Here is a 19,100-nt window from a genome sequence, read left to right on the forward strand (position 1 = left end):
CATGTTCAATGCATGTGCAGGCCGCCGTTGACCGAGAAGTCGGCCCCGGTGCTGTAGCCGCCTTCGTCCGTGGCGAGCCACGAGATGATCGAGGCGATTTCGCTCGGCTCGCCCAGGCGCTTGACCGGGATGGTGGCCACGATCTTGTCGAGCACTTCCTGGCGGATGGCCTTGACCATGTCGGTGCCGATGTAGCCCGGGCTCACGGTGTTGACCGTCACGCCCTTGTTGGCCAGTTCCTGCGCCAGCGCCATGGTGAAGCCGTGCATGCCGGCCTTGGCCGCCGAATAGTTGGTCTGGCCCGCCTGGCCCTTGGCGCCGTTCACCGAGCTGATGTTGATGATGCGGCCCCAGCCCTTCTCGACCATGTCGCCCACCACCTGCTTGGTGACGTTGAACATGCTGTTGAGGTTGGTTTCGATGACCGCGCTCCAGTCCTCGGGCGTCATCTTGAGGAACATGCGGTCGCGCGTGATGCCGGCGTTGTTGACCAGCACGTCGATGGGGCCGTGCGCTGCCTTGGCGGCGGAGAAGGCTTCGACGGTGGATTGCCAGTCGCCGACATTGCCGACCGAGGCATGGAACTCGAAGCCTTCGGCTTTCTGTTCGGCGAGCCACTTGGCGTAGTCGCGCGTGGGGCCGCAACCTGCGACCACAGTGAACCCGTCCTTGTGCAGACGCTGGCAGATGGCTGTTCCGATGCCCCCCATGCCCCCGGTGACATATGCAACTTTCTTGCTCATGAGAATTCCTTTATGTACGTAGCAAAAGCCTGAACGGCCGCCTTCACTCTAGCGAGTTTCGGACCACCGAACTCTGAGGAAAACACTGAGCCAAGCTTGCAACCAGCTGTCACGAAGCGTGGCTTCAGCGCAGACTCTATCCTCGCATCGCCCGCGCACCTGCAGTTCTTGCATGACCACCAACGCCACGGAAATATCAAGGAGTTCGAAAGTATGAATTTCGGGATCATCATCTTCCCCGACGTCGAAGAGCTCGATTTCGTCGGACCATGGGAAATGCTCACCATGTGGAGCAAGCTGGCCGGCGGTCCCGCCAACTGCCTGATCGTGGCCGAGAAGCGCGAGCCGGTGGCCTGCGCCAAGGGCCTGTCGGTCAACCCGCACGTGTCTTTTGCCGACTGCCCGCCGCTGGACTACCTGCTGGTGCCCGGCGGCATGGGCACCCGGCGCGAGGTCGACAACCCGGTGCTGACCCGTTTCCTGGCCGACCAGGCGCCCGCCTGCCGCGCGCTGCTGTCGGTGTGCACGGGCGCCTTCGTGCTGCACGCGGCCGGATTGCTGTCGGGCAGGACCGCGACCACGCACTGGGGTTCGCTCGACCGACTGCGCGCGCTGGGCGACGTGAAGGTGGTCGAGCAGCGCTTCGTGCGGGACGGCAACGTCTGGACTTCCGCCGGGGTTTCGGCCGGCACCGACCTGATGCTGGCCTTCATCGCCCACACCGCGGGAGAGGAAGCCGCCGCCAAGGTGCAGCTGCAGGCCGAGTACTACCCGGCCGACACGGTCTACGGCAGCACGGCGACCCACGAGCGCGCGCCGGCCTACGTGAAGCGCCCCGGCACCCCGTTCTCCAAGCCATGAGCACGCTGCCCTCCTCCATCTCCACCCCGGAGTCGCTGGCCGTGCTGGCCGCGCGCGTGGGCGGCCTGCTGCGTGCGCGGGGCCAGACCGTCTCGGTCGTCGAATCCTCGGCCGGCGGGCTGGTGTCGGCCGCGCTGCTCGCCGTGCCGGGCGCGTCGGCGTATTTCAGGGGCGGCGCGGTGGTCTATTCGCGGCGCGCAGGCCGGGCGCTGCTGGGCCTCACCGCCGAAGACATGGCCGGCATGCGCGGCGAGACCGAGCCCTACGCCCGGCTCGTCGCCGGCCGGGTGCGCGACAGCCACCACACGAGCTGGGGCATCAGCGAAAGCGGCGCCGCCGGACCGGCGGGCAGCCCCTACGGCGACGCGCCGGGGCATGTGTGCCTCGCCGTGGTCGGCGGCGCGGCCACGGTCAGCCGCACCATCGAGAACGGCGGCAACGACCGGCCGCTCAACATGGACCTGTTCGCGCGCCAGTTGCTCGCGCTGTTCGAAGAGACGCTGCGGGCGCAGCCCGAAGAAGCCCCGCCCGCCTGAAGCGAAGGCTCAGTCCGCCTGCACGCCCGCCGCGCGGATCACCTTGCCCCACTTGTCGACTTCCGCCGCGAGGTGCGTGCGCAGGCTCTCCGGCGTCTGCTTGTCCAGCGGCACGATCTCCGAGCTGAGTTCGGCCAGGCGGTGCTTGACCATGTCGTCCTGCAGCGCGGCGCGCAAGGCGACGTTCAGCTTCTCGATCACCGCGGGCGGCGTGCCCTTGGGCGCGTAGATGCCGTGCCACACCCGCACGTCGAAGCCCTTGAGGCCCTGCTCGTCCAGCGTCGGGATGTTCGGCATGCTCGACAGCCGCTTGGGCGTGGTCACGCCGAACACCTTCACCCGGTTGCCGTCCTTGATGACCGGCGCGGTCTGCGTGGTCTGGTCGCACAGCAGGTCGACCTGCCCGCCCATCAGGTCGTTCAGCGCCGGGCCCGCCCCCTTGTAGGGCACGGTGGTGAGCTGCACGCCGATCTGGTTCATGAAGAGCAGCCCGCACAGCTGCGACACCGCCCCCACGCCCGCATTGGCCAGCGTGACCTTGTCCTTGTTGGCCTTCACGTAGGCCAGCAGTTCCTGGTAGTTGCTGGCCGGGAAGTCCTTGCGCGACAGCAGCGTCATCGGCACGTCCAGTACCTGGCCGACGTATTCGAAGTCCTTCAGAGGGTCGTAGTTGAGCTTCTTGTAGAGCGCGGGCGCAGTGGCCATGCCCATGTGGTGGATCAGGATGGTGTAGCCGTTGGGCGCCGCCCGGGCCACGCGCGCCGGCGCGATGGTGCCGCCCGCGCCCACCGTGTTCTCGACGATCACCGTCTGCCCGAGCGACTTGCCCATCGGAATGGCGAGCATGCGCGCCACTACGTCGGTCGGGCCGCCGGCGGAATACGGCACGACCATGGTGACGGGCTTGTCGGGCCACGGGGCCTGCGCCGAGGCGGGCGATTGCGCCGCCAGCAGGCAGGCACCCGCCGAGGCGGCTGCGATCAGGGTCTTGGACTTCCAGGTCTTCTTGGTTGCTGTCACTTCTTTGTCTCCTATGGTTATGGGCAGGTAGCTGTCTCAGATTGAAGGCAGTGCATCGAGCGCGAGCAGCCGCTCGGCGAGCCGCACGACGGGCGCGTCGACCATGCGGCCGTCGAGGCTGACCACGCCGCCGCCCGATGCCCGCGTCGCCTCGATCACGCGGCGGGCCCAGGCCAGTTCGTCGGCGCTCGGGCCGAGCGCCGCATGCACCGGCGCGACCTGGTCGGGGTGGATGCACAGCTTGGCGCCGAAGCCGCCGCGGCGGGCGCGCGCGGTGTCGGCCGCGAGGCGCTGCGCGTCGCGCCAGTCGGGCGTCACGCCGTCGATGGGTGCGGGCAGCCCGGCGCGGCGCGTGGCGAGCAGCAGTGCCAGCCGCACCGGAACCAGCTCGGCTTCGTCCGCGCCGCAGGCCAGGCCCAGGTCGGCCTGGAAGTCGAGATTGCCGAAAGCCAGGCGCAGCACCTGCGGGGCAGCGGCGAGCTCATCAATGAAAGCGAGCCCGGCGGCCGATTCGATCAGCGGCACCAGCAAGCCCCGAGGCCCGACGGCTTCGGCCAGCCGCGCCAGGTCTCCGGCGCTTTCGGCCTTGGGCAGCACGACGCCCGCGACCAGGCCTTGCCTCACCAGCTTGCCGACCTGCGCGCAGTCGTCGCCGTGCCACGGCGTGCCCTGGGCGTTCACGCGCACCAGCAGGCGGCCGCGCTGGGCGGCCGATAGTGCGGCAAACGAGGTCTCGAGCCCGTCGCGCGCCGCCACCTTTCGCTCGGGCGCCACGGCGTCTTCCAGGTCGACGATCACGCCGCCCGCGCCGGTCGCCAGCGCGCGGGCATGGCGCTCGGGCCGGTCGGCCGGCACGAAGAGGAAGGCGCGCGCCAGCGCCAAGGGCCCCAGGGGAGCCAGGGGCGCGAGGGAATTGCCGCTCACACCGCCCCCGCCTCGCGCAGTGCCGCGATGTCCGCCTCGCTGCGCCCCAGGCCGCGCAGGATGGCGTCGGTGTGCTGGCCGACCGCGGGGATCGGATCCATGCGGTAGTCGAACGCGCTCTGCCGCCCGGCCGGCAGCAATGCGGGAATCTCCCCGGCCGGCGAGCCCACCTGCCGCCAGCGTTCGCGCGCCTGCAGTTGCGGATGCGCCCAGAGGCCGGCCATGTCGTTCATGCGCGCGTTGGCGATCTGCGCGGTGTCGAGCCGCTCGAGCACCTGCGCCGTGCTCAGCGCGCCGAAGGTCTCGACGATCACCGCGCGCAGGGTTTCACGGTGCTCGTTGCGCCGTGCGTTGCTGTCGAAGCGCGCGTCGGTCGCGAGCCCCGGCTGCAGCAGCACCTTCTCGCAGAACACGCGCCATTCGCGCTCGTTCTGCAGGCCCAGCATCACCGTGCCGCCGTCGCCCGCCGGGAACGGGCCGTAGGGATAGATGGTCGCGTGCGACGCGGCGCTGCGCGGCGGCGGCGGTGCGCCGTCGTAGGCGTAGTACATCGGGTAGCCCATCCATTCGGCGAGCGACTCCAGCATCGACACGTCGATGTGCGAGCCCTTGCCGGTCTTGCCGCGCTGGAGCAGCGCCGCGAGGATGCCGGTGTAGGCGTACATTCCCGCCGCGATGTCGGCGATGGAATTGCCCGACTTGCAAGGCTCGTCGGGCGTGCCCGTGACAGACAGGAAGCCGGCCTCGCTCTGGATCAGCAGGTCGTAGGCCTTCTTGTCGCGGTACGGGCCGTCGTCGCCGTAGCCCGAGATGTCGCACACGATGAGCCTCGGATGCTCCGCCCGCAGCGCCTGTGCGCCGAGCCCCATGCGCTGCGTCGCGCCGGGCGCGAGGTTCTGCACCAGCACGTCGGCTTCGGCCACGAGCTGCCGCAGCACCTCGAGCGCGGCGGGCTGCTTGAGGTCGAGCGTGATGCTCTCCTTCGAGCGGTTGACCCACACGAAGTGCGAGGCTTCGCCGCCCACGCGCTCGTCGTAGGCCCGCGCGAAGTCGCCGGCGCCGGGCCGCTCCACCTTGATGACGCGCGCGCCGAGGTCGGCGAGCTGCCGGGTGCAGAACGGCGCGGCAATGGCGTGTTCGAGAGAAACGACGGTGATGCCGTCCAGTGGTCGGGTCATGGGTTCGTCCTCCCTCTTCAGGCCAGCACGGCCGTGGCCTGCATCGTGAGCCAGCCGTCGGCGTCTTCGCCCCAGAGGCTGAATGTCTTGCCGTCCGCACCCGGCTTGCCGTGCACGCGGAACGGCGCGGTATCGAAGGTCGGGCGGACCGCGCGGAACTCGAAGCGCGCGAGCTGCGCGTCCGGCACGTTGCGGCGCAGCAGGTCGACCAGCAGCGTCGCGATCAGCGGTCCGTGCACGATCAGGCCCGGGTAGCCCTCGACCTGCGTCACGTAGCGCCGGTCGTAGTGGATGCGGTGTCCGTTGAAGGTCAACGCCGAGTAGCGGAACAGCAGCACGTCGTCGGGCGCGATGTCGCGGCTGAAGGCGGCGTCCTTCGGCGCCGGCGTGGGTGGCGGGCCCGATTCGCCGGGCTGCGCGGCGGCGCGGTAGACGATGTCGTGCTCCTCGGTCAGCGCCAGGCCGCGCTCGTTGCGCACCTCGTGGCGCACCAGCACGAACACCAGCTCGCCGGTACGGCCCGCCTTGTGCGTGACCGACGCGATGGTCGAGGTGCGTTCCGCCTTGTCGCCGACCCGCAGCGCATTGCCCGCCTCCCAATGGAGCCGGCCGCCGGCCCACATGCGGCGCGGCAGCGGCACCGGCGGCAGGAAGCCGCCGCGCCGGGCGTGGCCGTCCTCGCCGATTTCCGACTGGCGGTGGTGCGGCAGGAAGTAGAGCCAGTGCCACAGCTCAGGCAGGCGCGTGCCGGCCGCGGGCGCGGCGTCGTCGCGGTCGAGGGTGGCGGACAGCGCACGCACGGGCGCGGCGGTGATGTCGTCGGCCAGCGTTTCGCTGCGGCCCTGCCAGGCCTGCAGCTTTGCCAGGGTGCCGTCGTCGATCAGGCGGGGGTTCGGGGAGGTTTGCTCGCTCATGGGTGGGTGGGTTTGCTTCGATGCTTCGGTTCAATCGACCGCGGCGCCGGATGCCTTGACGATGCGCGCCCACTTGGCGAGGTCGTCCTGCAGCAGCTTCGCGAACTGTTCGGGGGAGGTGTCGGGCGCGATCTCCACGCCCTGCTGGTCCAGCTTGTCGCGCAGGTCCTTCGACGCCAGCGCCTTGCGCGTGGCGTCCTGCAATGTCGCGAGCACGTCGGCCGGAACGCCGGCGGGCGCGAACAGGCCGATCCACAGCGTGCCGTTGTAGCCGGGCACGGCCTCGGCGATGGTGGGCACGTCGGGCAGCACCGGCGAGCGCTTGTCGCCGCTCACGGCCAGCGCGCGCAGCTTGCCGGCCTTGATGTGGGAGAGCGCCGAAGGCAGGCTCGCGAACACGATCGGCAGTTGCCCGCCCAGCACGTCGTTGAGCGCGGGCGCCACGCCCTTGTACGGCACGTGCTGCAGCGAGATGCCGGCCATGCTGTTGAGCATTTCGCCGAGCAGGTGGTTGAGCGTGCCGTTGCCGGCCGAGGCGTACTGGTAGTTGGCGCCCTTCTGCCGGGCGAGCTTCAGGAACTCGGCGAAGTTCCTTGCCGGAAACGACGGGTTGACCAGCAGCACGTTGGGCACCGAGCCGATCAGCCCGACGGGCTTGAAGTCTTTCACCGGGTCGAAGCCGGGGTTCTTGTACAGCGCCGGGTTGATGGCCTGGCTGCTGCTGATGGTCATGAGCAGGGTGTAGCCGTCCTTCGGCCCCTTGGCCACCAGCTGCGTGCCGATGTTGCCGCCTGCGCCGGGCCGGTTGTCGACCACCACGCCGGCGTTGTTCATCACTTCGCCGAGCTTCTGGCCCACGAGGCGCCCGACGATGTCGTTGGTGCCGCCGGCCGCCTGCGGCACGACCAGCGTGACGGGGCGCGAGGGGTATGGCTCGGCGCTGGCCGCAGCCGGCTGCACCAGGGTGGCCGCGGCGGCGAGCGCCAGCAGCGCGAATGCGCGAAAGCTCATGTTTCTTGTCTCCATGGCCGCATGGTCGTCGGCGCCACCCGCGCGCGCAATCTGCGAATTCGGAACCCAGCCTTCTGCGATTCCGAAGGCTTGACTAAGATCGGGCGATGCTCTTCGACCTCACCGACCTGCGGCTCTTCGTGGCCACGGCCGAACTCGGCAACCTCACGCGGGCCGCCGAGCGCCAGCACCTGTCGCTGGCCGCCGCCAGCGCGCGCATCAAGGCGCTGGAAACGCAGGCCGGCCTGCAACTGCTGCAGCGCGAGGCCCGCGGCGTGCGGCTGCTGCCGCCGGGAGAAGCCTTCCTGCACCACGCGCGCCTCGTGCTGCACCAGACGGAGCAGCTGCGCGCCGACCTGCTCGAATACGGCGGCGGCCTGCGCGGCCACCTGCGCGTGTTCGCCAACACCACGGCCGTGACCGACTTCCTGCCCGAGATCCTGCCGGGCTTTCTTGCGAACAACCCGCGCATCAACGTCGACCTTCAGGAAAAACCGAATGCTCAGATTCCGCGCGGTGTGCTCGACGGCCGCGCCGACATCGGCATCGTCGCCGGCCGCGTCGACACGCTGGGGCTGGAAGCCATCCACTTCAGCACCGACCGGCTGGTGCTGGTCACTTCGCGCAAGCACCGCTTCGCCAGGCGCCGCAGCATCGCCTTTGCCGAGACGCTCGACGAGGACGCCATCGGCATGCAGCAGGGCAGCACGCTGCAGACCTTCCTGGCGCAGATCACCGACAACCTGGGCAAGCGCCAGAAGCTGCGCATACAGCTGGGCAGCTTCGACGCCATGTGCCGGATGATCGGCAGCGGCGTGGGCATCGGCGTGGTGCCCGAGTCGGCCGCGCGGCGCAACCAGGACAGCATGCAGCTCGCGCTGATCGACCTCAGCGATGCATGGTGCGTGCGGGAGCGCTACCTGCTGGTGCGCGACCGGGCGGCGCTGCCGATCTATGCACAGGCGCTGGTGGAAACCTTGTGCCGGCACTACGCCGACGAGGCGCGGACGCTGGGGCAGCCCGATTCACCCTAAGTTGCGCGCGAAACCTGAGCCGATGCGCGTATTCCCCATTTTCTGTGCACAACTTTGGGGGTAACTCATGAGGAGCATTGTAAAAGCGCTGCAACTCGTTGTTTTATATAGGTATTCCACACTTTGCTCAAAATTTGAGCAGTGCACAACCTTGGCGCCCGGACACCGGTCCGAAGGCATTTTTCTAGTCGCATTCCTAGCAGAGGATCGTTGGAGCGCGACCTGAACGCACGATGCAGAGCAAAATTTTTTCGCTGCGTGCCGCCAACTTGCGCGCGGAACCGCACCCGCCAGGGTTACTCCCCATTTTCTGTGCACAACTTTGGGGGTAACTCAGGTGGAGCCTTGTAAAAGCAATCTAAGCTGTTGTTTTATAAGGGGATTCAACAACCTGCCTAAATTTTGGGCGGTGAACAAGATGCTTCGGGCGCACCGCCGATACCGGGCTTTCAGGGCTCAGTAAGGCGGCGCCTTGCGCCCCCTCTGCGCCCGGGCCGCCTCGGTCCACCAGGCCAGGTCGTCCGCGAACCGCCCGAACGAGCGGTCGAGCGAATCGCCCGCGCTCCCCGTCGGCTTGCCCTGCGCGTCCAGCGTCTGAGAGATCGGCCCGACCGCGAGCGTGCTCGACACCACGACCATGCCCATTTCCGACAGGATCGAATGCCACACCGTGCCCGAGCGCACACCCGAGAAGCGCCCCGCCGAGTAGCTCGCAACCGCGGCGGGCCGCCAGAACCACTCCTCCAGGAAGTGGTCCGTCAGGTTCTTGAGGCCGGGCTGCGGGCCCCAGTTGTATTCGCCGGTCACGAAGACGAAGGCGTCGGCCGTGCGGATCTTTTCGGCCAGGCCTTCCATCGCCGCCGGCGCGGTGCCCTTGGGGTACTCCTTGTACATGCGGTCGAGTATGGGCAAGTCGACCGCCTTGGCGTCGATCAGCTCCGCCTGCGCGCCTCGCCCGTTGAGCCCCGCGACGATGTAGTCGGCCAGGCGCACGCCCATGCGGTCGGACCGGTACGAGCCGTAGAAGACCAGGATCCTGTCGCTCATCGAAGCTCCTTGTTTGTTGCGGGTTGGCTCAGGCCGGCGGTTGCAGCTTGTCCTGAGTGCGGGTGTCGAAGTCGCTGGCGTCGTGCCGCTCGTGCAACTGGCTCGACGGCTGGCCCCAGGCGCGGTTGACCATGCGCCCGCGCTGCACCGCGGGGCGCTGCGCGATCTCGTCGGTCCAGCGCAGCACGTTCTTGTACTCGCCCACCTGCAGGAACTCGCCCGCTTCGTACAGCTGTCCCTTGGCCAGCGTGCCGTACCAGGGCCAGACGGCCATGTCGGCAATGGTGTATTCGCTGCCGGCCAGGTAGCGGCTCTCGGCCAGCCGGCGGTCGAGCACGTCGAGCTGGCGTTTGACTTCCATCGCGAAGCGGTCGATGGCGTATTCGATCTTCGTCGGCGCATAGGCGTAGAAGTGCCCGAAGCCGCCGCCCAAATAAGGCGCGCTGCCCATCTGCCAGAAGAGCCACGACAGGCATTCGGCGCGCGCCGCGCGCTCGGCCGGCAGGAAGGCACCGCCGAACTTCTCGGCCAGGTACTGCAGGATCGCGCCCGACTCGAACACCCGGACGGGCGCCGCGCCGCTGCGGTCCAGCAGCGCCGGGATCTTGGAATTCGGGTTCACCGCAACGAAGCCGCTGCCGAACTGGTCGCCGTCGTTGATGCGGATCAGCCAGGCGTCGTACTCGGCGCCGGCATGGCCCAGCGCCAGCAGTTCTTCCAGCATCACCGTGACTTTCACGCCGTTGGGCGTCGCGAGCGAATAGAGTTGCAGCGGGTGCTTCCCGGTCGGCAGGTCCTTGTCATGGGTAGCACCCGCGATCGGGCGATTGATGTTCGCGAAGCGGCCACCGCTTTCCTTGTTCCAGGACCAGACGGTGGGCGGCGTATAGGCGGTCGTGCCATTCATGCGATGAATTCCAGGAGTTGGACAGACGATGATCATTCTCTACGACTGCGCCACGGCGCCCAGCCCGCGGCGCGCGCGCATCCTGCTTGCCGAGAAGGGCATTGCCCATGAAACGGTGCAGGTCGACCTCGTGCGCGGCGAACAGCTGGGCGCCGCCTACCGCGAGATCAATCCGCAATGCACGGTGCCCGCGCTGCGCACCGAGGAAGACGGCCTCCTGACAGACAACGCCGCCATCGCGGCCTGGCTGGAAGCGCGCTACCCCGAGCCGCCGCTGCTGGGCCGCACGCCAGCCGAAAAAGCCGAGATCGCCAGCTGGAACTGGCGCGTGGAATTCGAAGGCCTGCTGGCCATTGCCGAAACACTGCGCAACGGCTCGCCGGCCATGGCCGACCGCGCCCTGCCCGGCCCGGTGAACTACGCCCAGATTCCCGAGCTCGCGCAGCGCGGACAGGCGCGCGTGCAGCACTTCTTCGAGACGCTGAACGAGCGGCTGGCCGGCCGCGAATTCATCGCCACCGACCGGTTCAGCATTGCCGACATCGCCGCGGTGGTCGCGGTGGACTTTGCGCGCGTGGTGCGCGTCAAGCCGGGGGAGCGGCACCCCGAGCTGCTGCGCTGGCGTGCCGCGATGGCGCAGCGGCCGTCTATGTCGCGCTGAGCGGCGACACCGACGGGCGCAAGCGCCCGGTTGCTGCGATCAGCGTTCGATCGTCAGCGCCACGCCCATGCCGCCGCCGATGCACAGCGACGCGATGCCCTTCTTGGCGTTCTGGCGCTGCATTTCGTGCAGCAGCGTCACCAGGATGCGGCAGCCCGACGCGCCGATGGGGTGGCCGATGGCGATGGCGCCGCCGTTGACGTTCACCTTGTTCACGTCCCAGCCCATTTCCTTGTTCACGGCGCAGGCCTGCGCGGCGAAGGCTTCGTTGATCTCGAGCAGGTCGAGGTCGGCGGCCTTCCAGCCGGCGCGCTGCAGCGCCTTGGTCGACGCGGGCACCGGGCCCATGCCCATGATGGCGGGGTCGAGCCCTGCGGTGGCGTAGCTGGCGATGCGGCCCAGCGGCTTCAGGCCGAGCGCGGCGGCCTTCTTGGCCGTCATGACCATCACGGCTGCGGCGCCGTCGTTCAGGCCCGAGGCATTGCCCGCGGTCACGCCGCCGGCCTTGTCGAAGGCGGGGCGCAGGCCGGCCAGGCCTTCGGCGCTGGTCTTGCGGTTGATGAACTCGTCGGTATCGAAGATGACGGGGTCGCCCTTCTTCTGCGGAATGCTCACGCCGACGATCTCGTCCTTGAACTTGCCGGCGTCCTGCGCGGCCGCGGCCTTGGTCTGGCTGCCCAGCGCCAGTTCGTCCTGCGCGGCGCGGTCGATGCCGAACTTCTTGGCCACGTTCTCGGCGGTAATGCCCATGTGGTACTGGTTGTAGACGTCCCACAGGCCGTCCACGATCATGGTGTCGACCAGCTTCCAGTCGCCCATGCGCTGGCCGTTGCGCGAATTGGGCAGCACGTGCGGCGCTGCGCTCATGTTTTCCTGGCCGCCGGCAATCACGATCTCGCTGTCGCCCGTGGCCACGGCCTGGGCCGCCAGCATCACGGCCTTCAGGCCGGAGCCGCACACGGCGTTGATGGTGAGCGCCGGCGTTTCCTTGGCGCCGCCGCTCTTCAGCCATGCCTGGCGCGCGGGGTTCTGGCCGGCGCCGGCCGCGAGCACCTGGCCCATGATGGCCTCGCCGACCTGTTCGGCCGTGAGGTTGGCGCGCGCGATCACTTCCTTGATGACGATGGCGCCCAGCTCGGTGGCGGGAATGCCGGCGAGCGAGCCGCCGAACTTGCCGACAGCCGTGCGCGCGGCCGAAACGATGACGATGTCTTCCATGAGGTTCTCCGTTGAAGTGATTTGAAATCTGTTGCGCTCAGGCCTTGGCCTTCACATAGCGGCCCGGCGCCGGCTCGATGGCCTTGTAGGCCTTGCCGTTGCCGTACGCCTTGGGCGCGGGGATCTGTTTGCCCGCGTGTCCCTTGAGCCATTGTGCCCAGTCGGTCCACCAGCTGCCCGGGTGTTCCTGCGCGCCGGCGAGCCATTCGGCCTGGGTCTTGGGGAACTTGCCGTCCTCGCGGATCCAGTGGCTGCGCTTTTTCTTGGCGGGCGGGTTGATCACGCCCGCGATGTGGCCCGACGCGCCCATCACGAAGCGCTTCTTGCCCGGCAGCAGCTGCGTGGAGGCATAGGCGCCGCCGATGGGCACGATGTGGTCTTCGCGCGAGCCGTAGATGTAGGCCGGAATGTCGATGCTGCCCAGGTCGATCTTCTGGCCGCACACGGTGAGCGCGTTGGGCTTGGCCAGCTTGTTCTCGTGGTAGGTGTTGCGCAGGTACCAGGCATAGAACGGCCCCGGCAAGTTGGTGGCGTCGCTGTTCCAGTACAGCAGGTCGAACGGCGGCGGGGTCTCGCCCTTGAGGTAGTTGCCGACCACGTAGTTCCAGACGAGGTCGTTCGGCCGCAGGAAGCTGAAGGTGGAGGCCAGGTCGCCGCCGGGCAGCAGGCCGCCCTTGCCGAGCTGCATTTCGCGGTACTGCACCATCTGCTCGTCCACGAAGATGTCCAGGATGCCGGTGTCGCTGAAATCGAGGAAGGTGGTCAGCAGCGTGACCGACGCGGCCGGCTTCTCGCCGCGCGCCGCGAGCACCGCCAGCGCGGTGCTCAGGATGGTGCCGCCCACGCAAAAGCCCAGCGTGTTGATCTGCTTGCTGCCGCTGATCTCCTGCACCGTGTGGATCGCCTTGATGGCGGCGTTCTCGATGTAGTCGTCCCAGGTGGCCTTGTCCATCGACTCGTCGGGGTTGCGCCAGCTCACCACGAACACGCGGTGGCCCTGCTCGTTCGCATAGCGAATGAGCGAGTTCTCGGGCTGCAGGTCGAGGATGTAGAACTTGTTGATGCACGGCGGCACCAGCAGGAACGGCCGCTCGTACACCTTGGCGGTGAGGGGCTTGTATTCGAGCAGCTGGAAATAGTCGTTCTCGAAGATCACCGCACCCTCGGTGGTGGCCACGTTGCGGCCCACCTCGAAGGCGCTCTCGTCGGTCATGCTGACGTGGCCCTGCTTCATGTCGTGCAGCAGGTTCTGGATGCCCTTGGCAATGCTCTCGCCCTGGGTCTCGATGGCCTTCTTCTGGGCCTCTGCATTGAAGGCGAGCGAATTGCTGGGCGAAGAGGCAGCCATCCATTGCTCGACCGCGAAGCGCATGCGCGCCTTGGTCTTCTCGTCGGCGTCGATGGCCTCGGCCATGCTGAGCATGGTGCGGCCATTGAGCAGGTACACGGCCGCCGAGAAGGCCGACAGCGGGTTGCTGCCCCAGGCTTCGCTGGCGAAGCGCTTGTCGCCCTCGGGCCTGGCGTCGAAGCCGCGGCGCCAGAGGTCGGTTGCTTCTGCAACGTACTGTTGCTGGATGGCCTTGAGCTTTTCGGGGTCGATGGACAGCTTCGGCAGCTCGGGCAGCTTCGACGGCGACATCTGCGGCATCTGCCACAGCGGCGTACCGCCGACGTTGAAGGCCGTGGCCCCCTGCGCGGCGGATTGCTGGAATGCTTCCAGCGCCTTGGTCCATCCCTCGGTCATTGCTTGCTGGAAGGGCGCGAACGCATCGGCCCCCGCGGCTTGTTGCTTCATCATGTCTCCTGGTCCTCGCCTGAAACGAAACGGATGGCTTGCGTGATTTGAGTATCCTGCATTCACAAGGCACCCACAACGCCGCTCTTTCCCTTAACGACTGAAATTCCGTGTTTATCCATTTGATCGTGATCGGCTGGCTCTACGTCGCACTCATGATGGCGGTGGCCGAAGCCACCAACACCACGGGCACGGTGCTGGGCGCCATCTTCACATTTCTTTTGTACGGATTGGCGCCGCTGGCACTGGTGGTTTACCTGATGAGTACCCCGGCGCGGCGGCGGGCCATCAAGCAGCGCGAGGCCGAGGCGCAGGAAGCCGCACGCCGCGCCGCCAGGGCTGAAGAAGCAGCGGCCTCAGACCTTCCAGACCAGCGCGGCGAAACGCCCGCTGACACCGTCGCGCCGGTGCGAAAAGAACCTTGAGCCATTGGCGACGGTGCACCACGCGTCGGTGCCGTCGTTGCCATGCACCGACGCGACGCCGGCCGCGTGCAGGCGCTGGCGTGCGAGCGCGGGCAGGTCGACCAGCCACTTGCCGGCGGATGCAGAAGGGACAAAGCACGCGGCGGCCTCGTGCGCATGCGCCTCGAACGCGGCCTTGACCTCGGGGCCGACCTCGAAGGCCTTCGGCCCGATGCAAGGCCCCAGCCATGCGATGACCTTGCCGGACGAGTCCTGTGCGAACGACCGTGCGGTTTGCTCGAGCACGCCGCCCGCCAGTCCGCGCCAGCCGGCATGCGCGGCCGCCACGCGGTGGCCCGCTTCGTCGGTGAAGAGCACGGGCAGGCAGTCGGCCACCATGATGGTGCAGGCCAGCCCCGTGGCGGTGGCGGTGCAGCCATCTGCCGCCGCGCCGTCGCGCACCACGTGCCGCTCGTCGTCGAGGGCGACCACGCCGGTACCGTGCACCTGCTGCAGGAAGACCGGCCGCGCGCCGACGGCTTCGCGCAGGCGCCTGCGGTTCTCGGCGACGTGCGCGGCATCGTCGGCCACGTGGTCGCCGAGGTTCAGGCTCTGGTAGCGCCCCTGCGAAACCCCGCCGTCTCGCGTGGTGCACACGGCCCGCACGTTCGGCGGCGCGGGCCACTCGGGCACGAGCCAGCGCGCATCCATCGGCTTCAGGCTTCCGCGTCGGGCGCCCGCGAGGGCTGCGCGCGCTGGAAGGCGTCGAGCTCCATGCAGGCCTCGAATGCGGCCATGGTGCGCGGCAGGCCGCTGAAGTCGCAGTCGAAGCGGCGGCCGTTGAAGATCTGCGGCACCAGGCAGCAGTCGGCCATGGTGGGCGTGTTGCCCCAGCAGTAGGTGCTGGCGGGGTGCTGCGCGAGCTGGCGCTCGAAGGCCAGCATGCCGTCGCGCACCCAGTGGCGGTACCAGTTGTTCTTGGCTTCCTCGTCGAGCTTCAGGTCCTTCACGAGGTACTTGAGCACGCGCAGGTTGTTGAGCGGATGGATCTCGCAGGCGATCGACTGCGACAGCGCGCGCACATGCGCACGGCCGGCCGGGTCGCTGGGCAGCAGCGGCGGCTCGGGGTGCACTTCGTCGAGGTATTCCATGATGGCCATCGACTGCGAGAAGCGCTCGCCCTCGTCCTCGAGCAACGGCACCAGCATGTCGGCGGAGATGGCGGGATAGGAGCCGGTGCGGTGTTCGCCGCGCGCGATGTGCACGGGAACGTACTCGTAATCGAGGCCCTTCAGGTTGAGGGCGATGCGCACGCGGAACGAGGAAGAGGAGCGGAAATAGTTGTGCAGCTTCATGGTTTTCCGAGCATAGCGCGCCATCAAGTACGAGGCACGCCCATCAGCAGGCAGCGCAGCTCGCCGAGCACGCAGCCCGGCGTCGCTGTTTCGCGCCATTCGGCAAGGATGCGCAGCGCGGCGCCCTCCTCCCGGGCGGCGATGCCCAGGCGCCACGGGCCGCGCGCGCCGGGCGGCTCGCCGGGTTCGTGGTTGTGCCCCTCGCCGTGGGGACGCCCTTCGGAGCAGGCGCGGCAGAGCACCTGCATGCTGGTGGTCCAGTTCTCGGCGCTGGCATCGGCCGCCTCGAAACGCCGGATGAGCGCATCGATGTCTTCCTGCGCCACGCACTCGATCGTCACTTCATAGGTGCCGTGCTCCGACGGCGCGATCAACTCCAGCGCGTCGAACACCGGCACCTCGCGATCGCCGCGCATGCGGTAGCCGTTGGCCGCGCCGTCGTGCAGCACGAGGTCGCCCCAGCGGTGGCCGCAGGCCGGCGTCGGCACGCTGCGCAGGATGGCGCGGGCCGGGTCGATGCGGTCGGCCCACACCACCTCGCTGGCCTCGTCGCCGTGCACGCGGATGGGTGTGAGGCCGACGAAGAAATCGATCGGCCCTTCGCCGTCCGGAATGCCGATGCCGTACTGACGCCATGCGCGCCGCGCCGTGGCCCAGTCGCCCAGCGCCGTGGCCGCGATGCCCAGGTTCCAGAGCGCGCCCTGGTTGTCCGGCTCGCATTGCACCGCGCGGGCATTGGCCTGCAGCGAGGCGGCCCATTCGCCGCGGTACTTGTGGATGAGCCCGGCGTTGTACCAGGGCGCCGCCCAGTACGGGTGGACGGCGCTGGCCTGTGCGTAGGCTTCGAGCGCGCCGTCCTGGTCGCCCTCGTCGTCGCGCCGTCGGCCGAGTTCATTGAAGGCGGTGGCTTTGCCGGCTTTGCCGAGGCGGATTGGCATTGTGAAACTGGAAACGAAGAAATGGGGTTGCGCCGGAGGCGCTATTGTGAGCCTCCCGCCTCTGGCACACTGCCGGTTTCCCCCGCCAGGTTTCGCTGAAAAAGGACACGTCGCAATGGCTTCCGAGTTTGTCTTCGCCCCTCCCGCCACCGTTTCTGTTCCCGTGGCCGGCCAGCCCGCCCGCTTCCCGGTGCACCGCATCTACTGCGTGGGCCGCAACTACGAAGATCACGCCAAGGAAATGGGCTTCACCGGCCGCGAGCCGCCCTTCTTCTTCATGAAGCCCGCCGACGCGCTGGTGACGGTCGATGCCGGCCAGACCGGCACCATGGCCTACCCCACGCTCACCAAGAACCTGCACCACGAGATCGAACTGGTGGTGGCCATCGGCACCGGCGGCAAGAACATCGCGGCAGCCGATGCGCACAAGCACATCTACGGCTACGCGGTCGGGCTCGACATGACGCGCCGCGACCTGCAGAACGACATGAAGAAACAAGGCCGCCCCTGGGACATCGGCAAGAGCTTCGAGCAGAGCGCGCCCATCGGCCCGATCGTGCCCGTGGCACAGGCCGGCGACGCCGAAAAAGCCGAGATCTCCCTGCAGGTGAACGGCGCCGACCGCCAGCGCAGCAACGTGAGCAAGCTGATCTGGAACGTGGCCGAGACCATCGAGCACCTGTCGGCCGCGTGGGAGCTGCAGCCCGGCGACCTGATCTTCACGGGCACCCCTGAAGGCGTGGCCGCCGTGGTGGCCGGCGACACGCTGGTGGGCGAAGTCGCGGGCCTGCCGGCGCTGACCGTCAGGATCGTCTGAAGGCGGCGGACGGCTTCATGCTCCTGCGCGTTCCCATCAAGCACTGCAAGAACTGCGGCACCGCCGTGGTCTACCGCGTTCCGGACGACGGCGACACCAAGCAGCGCGCCATCTGCCCGGCCTGCAACACCATCCACTACGAGAACCCGCTCAACGTGGTGGGCACCATTCCGGTCCTGGGCGACAAGGTGTTGCTGTGCAAGCGCAACATCGAGCCGCGCTGGGGCAAGTGGACCCTGCCCGCCGGCTTCATGGAACTCGAGGAAACCACCGCCCAGGGCGCGGCCCGCGAGACCGACGAAGAGGCCGGCGCGAACTTCGAGATGGAAGGCCTGTTCTCGGTGATCAGCGTCGTGCGCGTGGGCCAGGTCCACCTGTTCTACCGCGCGCGCCTGCTCGACGACAAGTTCGACCCCGGCCACGAGACCATCGAGGCGAAGCTCTTCACCGAGGAAGAGATTCCCTGGGAAGAAATCGCCTTTCGCACCGTGCGTGAAACGCTCGAGCACTACTTCGAAGACCGCCGGCGCGGCAGCTTCGACCGCGTCCACACCATCGACCTCATCTGAAACCGCACGACACCATGACACTTCGCTCCACCCTGCTGCGCACCGCGCTCGGCCTCGGGTTCATCCTGGCTGCCACGGCACACGCGGAAACGGTGGGCGACGTCGACACCGCCTTCAAGCTCATCGGCCCCGACCACAAGATCGTGATCGAGGCCTACGACGATCCCAAGGTCAGCGGCGTCACCTGCTATGTGTCGCGCGCCAAGACCGGCGGGCTGGCCGGTGCATTCGGCGTGGCGGAGGACAAGTCCGAAGCCTCCATAGCCTGCCGCCAGGTCGGCCCGGTGAGCATCACGCAACCGCTGCCCAAGCGCGAAGAGGTCTACAGCGAGCGGCTGTCGATCCTCTTCAAGCGGCTGCGCGTGGTGCGCATGGTCGACCCCAAGCGCAACACGCTGGTCTACCTGACCTACTCCGACCTGCTAGTCGACGGCTCGCCGAAGAACAGCGTGACCGCCGTGCCCATCGACCGTGGCACGCCGATTCCGCTCAAGTAGCGCGCGCCCCACTGCCCCTTTGCTGCCCGGCACTTCCCGGGGAGCCGGCACGCGAGTTTGCTAGCATCGCTCGCGCGGCTCCGCCCGGTGGAGCCGCACCGAAGGAACCCTCCGCAACGAATCCGTTCCAACAAGGCGCCATGCAACTCCAGACTCTTGCTTTCCGTACCGGCGCTGCAGCGCTGCTTGCCGCGAGCCTCGCGGCGTGCACCACCGTCGACCTCAACACGCCCTGGCCTACCGCCCCGGCGGCCAAGCCTCCGGTGGCACAGCGCCCCGCGGCACAGTTCATCCGGCCCGTCAACGGCCCGATCATTGCGCGCTTCGACGGCGACCGCACCAAGGGCATCGACATCGCCGGCACGCTTGGCGACCCGGTCCTGGCCTCGGCCGACGGCCGCGTGGTGTACGTGGGCGGCGAACTGCCGGCCTACGGCAACATGGTCATCATCAAGCACAACGAGACCTTCCTCACCGCCTACGCGCACCTGCAGACCATCTTCGTCAAGGAAGGCACCGTGGTGCGCCAGGGCGACAAGATCGCCGAAATGGGCCGCAGCAACGCCGACCGCGTGAAGCTGCGCTTCGAGATCCGCAGGAACGGCAACCCCGTGGACCCCGAGCCCTACCTCAACGGCCGCCAGCCGCCGCAGTAGCCGCCGGCCGGCAGT

Annotated in this window: 22 protein-coding genes; 9 read left to right on the forward strand and 13 right to left on the reverse strand. The window is 68.2% G+C overall.

Annotated features, from left to right (window positions below; genetic code table 11):
* Positions 1–5 precede the first annotated feature (5 nt).
* A complete protein-coding gene (phbB, locus tag QRN67_RS06170; RefSeq protein ID WP_081269077.1) occupies positions 6–743 on the reverse strand; it encodes an acetoacetyl-CoA reductase in 738 nt (245 codons plus the stop codon).
* Between the two features lie 213 nt (positions 744–956).
* Between phbB and QRN67_RS06175 the strand changes: the two genes are divergently transcribed.
* Positions 957–1,604: a DJ-1/PfpI family protein gene (locus QRN67_RS06175; RefSeq protein WP_285411090.1), complete on the forward strand. Its 648-nt coding sequence runs from the start codon at positions 957–959 to the stop codon at positions 1,602–1,604.
* Positions 1,601–2,140 carry a CinA family protein gene (locus QRN67_RS06180; protein ID WP_285411091.1) on the forward strand — a complete coding sequence of 180 codons (540 nt, stop codon included), beginning with the start codon at positions 1,601–1,603 and terminating at the stop codon, positions 2,138–2,140. The genes QRN67_RS06175 and QRN67_RS06180 overlap by 4 nt, the downstream gene beginning before the upstream one ends.
* 9 nt (positions 2,141–2,149) lie before the next feature.
* Here QRN67_RS06180 and QRN67_RS06185 read toward each other — a convergent pair whose 3' ends face one another.
* From QRN67_RS06185 to QRN67_RS06205, 5 genes are read right to left on the reverse strand one after another with little or no spacing between them, the layout of a single operon-like run.
* Positions 2,150–3,160 (reverse strand): tripartite tricarboxylate transporter substrate-binding protein, encoded by a 1,011-nt coding sequence (locus tag QRN67_RS06185; protein ID WP_285411092.1) that lies wholly within the window; start codon positions 3,158–3,160, stop codon positions 2,150–2,152.
* A 36-nt stretch (positions 3,161–3,196) separates the two neighbouring features.
* A complete protein-coding gene (locus QRN67_RS06190; protein ID WP_285411093.1) occupies positions 3,197–4,084 on the reverse strand; it encodes an HpcH/HpaI aldolase/citrate lyase family protein in 888 nt (295 codons plus the stop codon).
* Positions 4,081–5,262 carry a CaiB/BaiF CoA transferase family protein gene (locus QRN67_RS06195; protein ID WP_285411094.1) on the reverse strand — a complete coding sequence of 394 codons (1,182 nt, stop codon included), beginning with the start codon at positions 5,260–5,262 and terminating at the stop codon, positions 4,081–4,083. The genes QRN67_RS06190 and QRN67_RS06195 overlap by 4 nt, the downstream gene beginning before the upstream one ends.
* Positions 5,263–5,279: 17 nt before the next feature.
* The gene (locus QRN67_RS06200) at positions 5,280–6,176 is read right to left on the reverse strand and encodes an HTD2 family dehydratase (protein WP_285411095.1); all 897 of its coding nucleotides are present in this window, start codon (positions 6,174–6,176) and stop codon (positions 5,280–5,282) included.
* Positions 6,177–6,206: 30 nt separating this feature from the next.
* The gene (locus tag QRN67_RS06205; RefSeq protein ID WP_285411096.1) at positions 6,207–7,187 is read right to left on the reverse strand and encodes a tripartite tricarboxylate transporter substrate binding protein; all 981 of its coding nucleotides are present in this window, start codon (positions 7,185–7,187) and stop codon (positions 6,207–6,209) included.
* Positions 7,188–7,294: 107 nt separating this feature from the next.
* Here QRN67_RS06205 and QRN67_RS06210 point away from each other — a divergent pair, with 107 nt between their 5' ends.
* A complete protein-coding gene (locus tag QRN67_RS06210) occupies positions 7,295–8,221 on the forward strand; it encodes a LysR family transcriptional regulator (RefSeq protein WP_106934138.1) in 927 nt (308 codons plus the stop codon).
* 456 nt (positions 8,222–8,677) lie between these two features.
* Here the strand turns inward: QRN67_RS06210 and QRN67_RS06215 are convergent, their stop codons facing one another.
* Together QRN67_RS06215 and yghU are read right to left on the reverse strand one after the other, a co-directional pair.
* A complete protein-coding gene (locus tag QRN67_RS06215) occupies positions 8,678–9,268 on the reverse strand; it encodes an NADPH-dependent FMN reductase (RefSeq protein WP_285411097.1) in 591 nt (196 codons plus the stop codon).
* 28 nt (positions 9,269–9,296) lie between these two features.
* On the reverse strand, positions 9,297–10,175 hold the full coding sequence (gene yghU / locus QRN67_RS06220; RefSeq protein WP_285411098.1) for a glutathione-dependent disulfide-bond oxidoreductase: 879 nt from the start codon (positions 10,173–10,175) through the stop codon (positions 9,297–9,299).
* 28 nt (positions 10,176–10,203) lie between these two features.
* Between yghU and QRN67_RS06225 the strand changes: the two genes are divergently transcribed.
* Positions 10,204–10,836: a glutathione S-transferase family protein gene (locus QRN67_RS06225; protein ID WP_285411099.1), complete on the forward strand. Its 633-nt coding sequence runs from the start codon at positions 10,204–10,206 to the stop codon at positions 10,834–10,836.
* Between the two features lie 39 nt (positions 10,837–10,875).
* On the opposite strand, the gene QRN67_RS06230 is transcribed toward QRN67_RS06225, so the two are convergent.
* Positions 10,876–12,054, reverse strand: coding sequence for an acetyl-CoA C-acetyltransferase (locus QRN67_RS06230; RefSeq protein ID WP_081269580.1), 1,179 nt, complete (start codon positions 12,052–12,054; stop codon positions 10,876–10,878).
* A gap of 37 nt (positions 12,055–12,091) precedes the next feature.
* Positions 12,092–13,849, reverse strand: coding sequence for a class I poly(R)-hydroxyalkanoic acid synthase (phaC, locus tag QRN67_RS06235; RefSeq protein ID WP_285411100.1), 1,758 nt, complete (start codon positions 13,847–13,849; stop codon positions 12,092–12,094).
* Positions 13,850–13,959: 110 nt separating this feature from the next.
* On the opposite strand from phaC, the gene QRN67_RS06240 reads away from it, so the two are divergent.
* The gene (locus tag QRN67_RS06240) at positions 13,960–14,274 is read left to right on the forward strand and encodes a hypothetical protein (protein WP_285411101.1); all 315 of its coding nucleotides are present in this window, start codon (positions 13,960–13,962) and stop codon (positions 14,272–14,274) included.
* Here QRN67_RS06240 and pgeF read toward each other — a convergent pair.
* The 3 genes from pgeF to QRN67_RS06255 are packed head-to-tail and all read right to left on the reverse strand — an operon-like array spanning position 14,206 to position 16,546.
* Entirely contained in the window at positions 14,206–14,964 is a 759-nt protein-coding gene (gene pgeF, locus QRN67_RS06245; protein ID WP_285411102.1) for a peptidoglycan editing factor PgeF, read from the reverse strand. The two genes, QRN67_RS06240 and pgeF, sit on opposite strands and share 69 nt — an antisense overlap.
* Positions 14,965–14,969: 5 nt before the next feature.
* Positions 14,970–15,608, reverse strand: a complete 639-nt coding sequence (maiA, locus tag QRN67_RS06250) for a maleylacetoacetate isomerase (protein ID WP_285411103.1) — start codon at positions 15,606–15,608, stop codon at positions 14,970–14,972.
* Positions 15,609–15,631: 23 nt separating this feature from the next.
* Positions 15,632–16,546: a tetratricopeptide repeat protein gene (locus QRN67_RS06255; protein WP_285411104.1), complete on the reverse strand. Its 915-nt coding sequence runs from the start codon at positions 16,544–16,546 to the stop codon at positions 15,632–15,634.
* Positions 16,547–16,661: 115 nt separating this feature from the next.
* Here QRN67_RS06255 and QRN67_RS06260 point away from each other — a divergent pair, with 115 nt between their 5' ends.
* The 4 genes from QRN67_RS06260 (at position 16,662) to QRN67_RS06275 (ending at position 19,085) form a co-directional block, all read left to right on the forward strand.
* The gene (locus tag QRN67_RS06260; protein ID WP_285411105.1) at positions 16,662–17,363 is read left to right on the forward strand and encodes a fumarylacetoacetate hydrolase family protein; all 702 of its coding nucleotides are present in this window, start codon (positions 16,662–16,664) and stop codon (positions 17,361–17,363) included.
* Positions 17,364–17,380: 17 nt separating this feature from the next.
* On the forward strand, positions 17,381–17,932 hold the full coding sequence (locus tag QRN67_RS06265; protein WP_081269586.1) for an NUDIX hydrolase: 552 nt from the start codon (positions 17,381–17,383) through the stop codon (positions 17,930–17,932).
* 14 nt (positions 17,933–17,946) lie between these two features.
* The gene (locus tag QRN67_RS06270) at positions 17,947–18,429 is read left to right on the forward strand and encodes a CreA family protein (protein WP_081269587.1); all 483 of its coding nucleotides are present in this window, start codon (positions 17,947–17,949) and stop codon (positions 18,427–18,429) included.
* Between the two features lie 140 nt (positions 18,430–18,569).
* Complete coding sequence (locus tag QRN67_RS06275) at positions 18,570–19,085, forward strand: murein hydrolase activator EnvC family protein (RefSeq protein WP_106934130.1); 516 nt, start codon at positions 18,570–18,572, stop codon at positions 19,083–19,085.
* Positions 19,086–19,100 lie beyond the last annotated feature (15 nt).

The sequence above is a fragment of the Variovorax sp. efr-133-TYG-130 genome (assembly GCF_030208835.1).
GTDB lineage: Bacteria > Pseudomonadota > Gammaproteobacteria > Burkholderiales > Burkholderiaceae_C > Variovorax.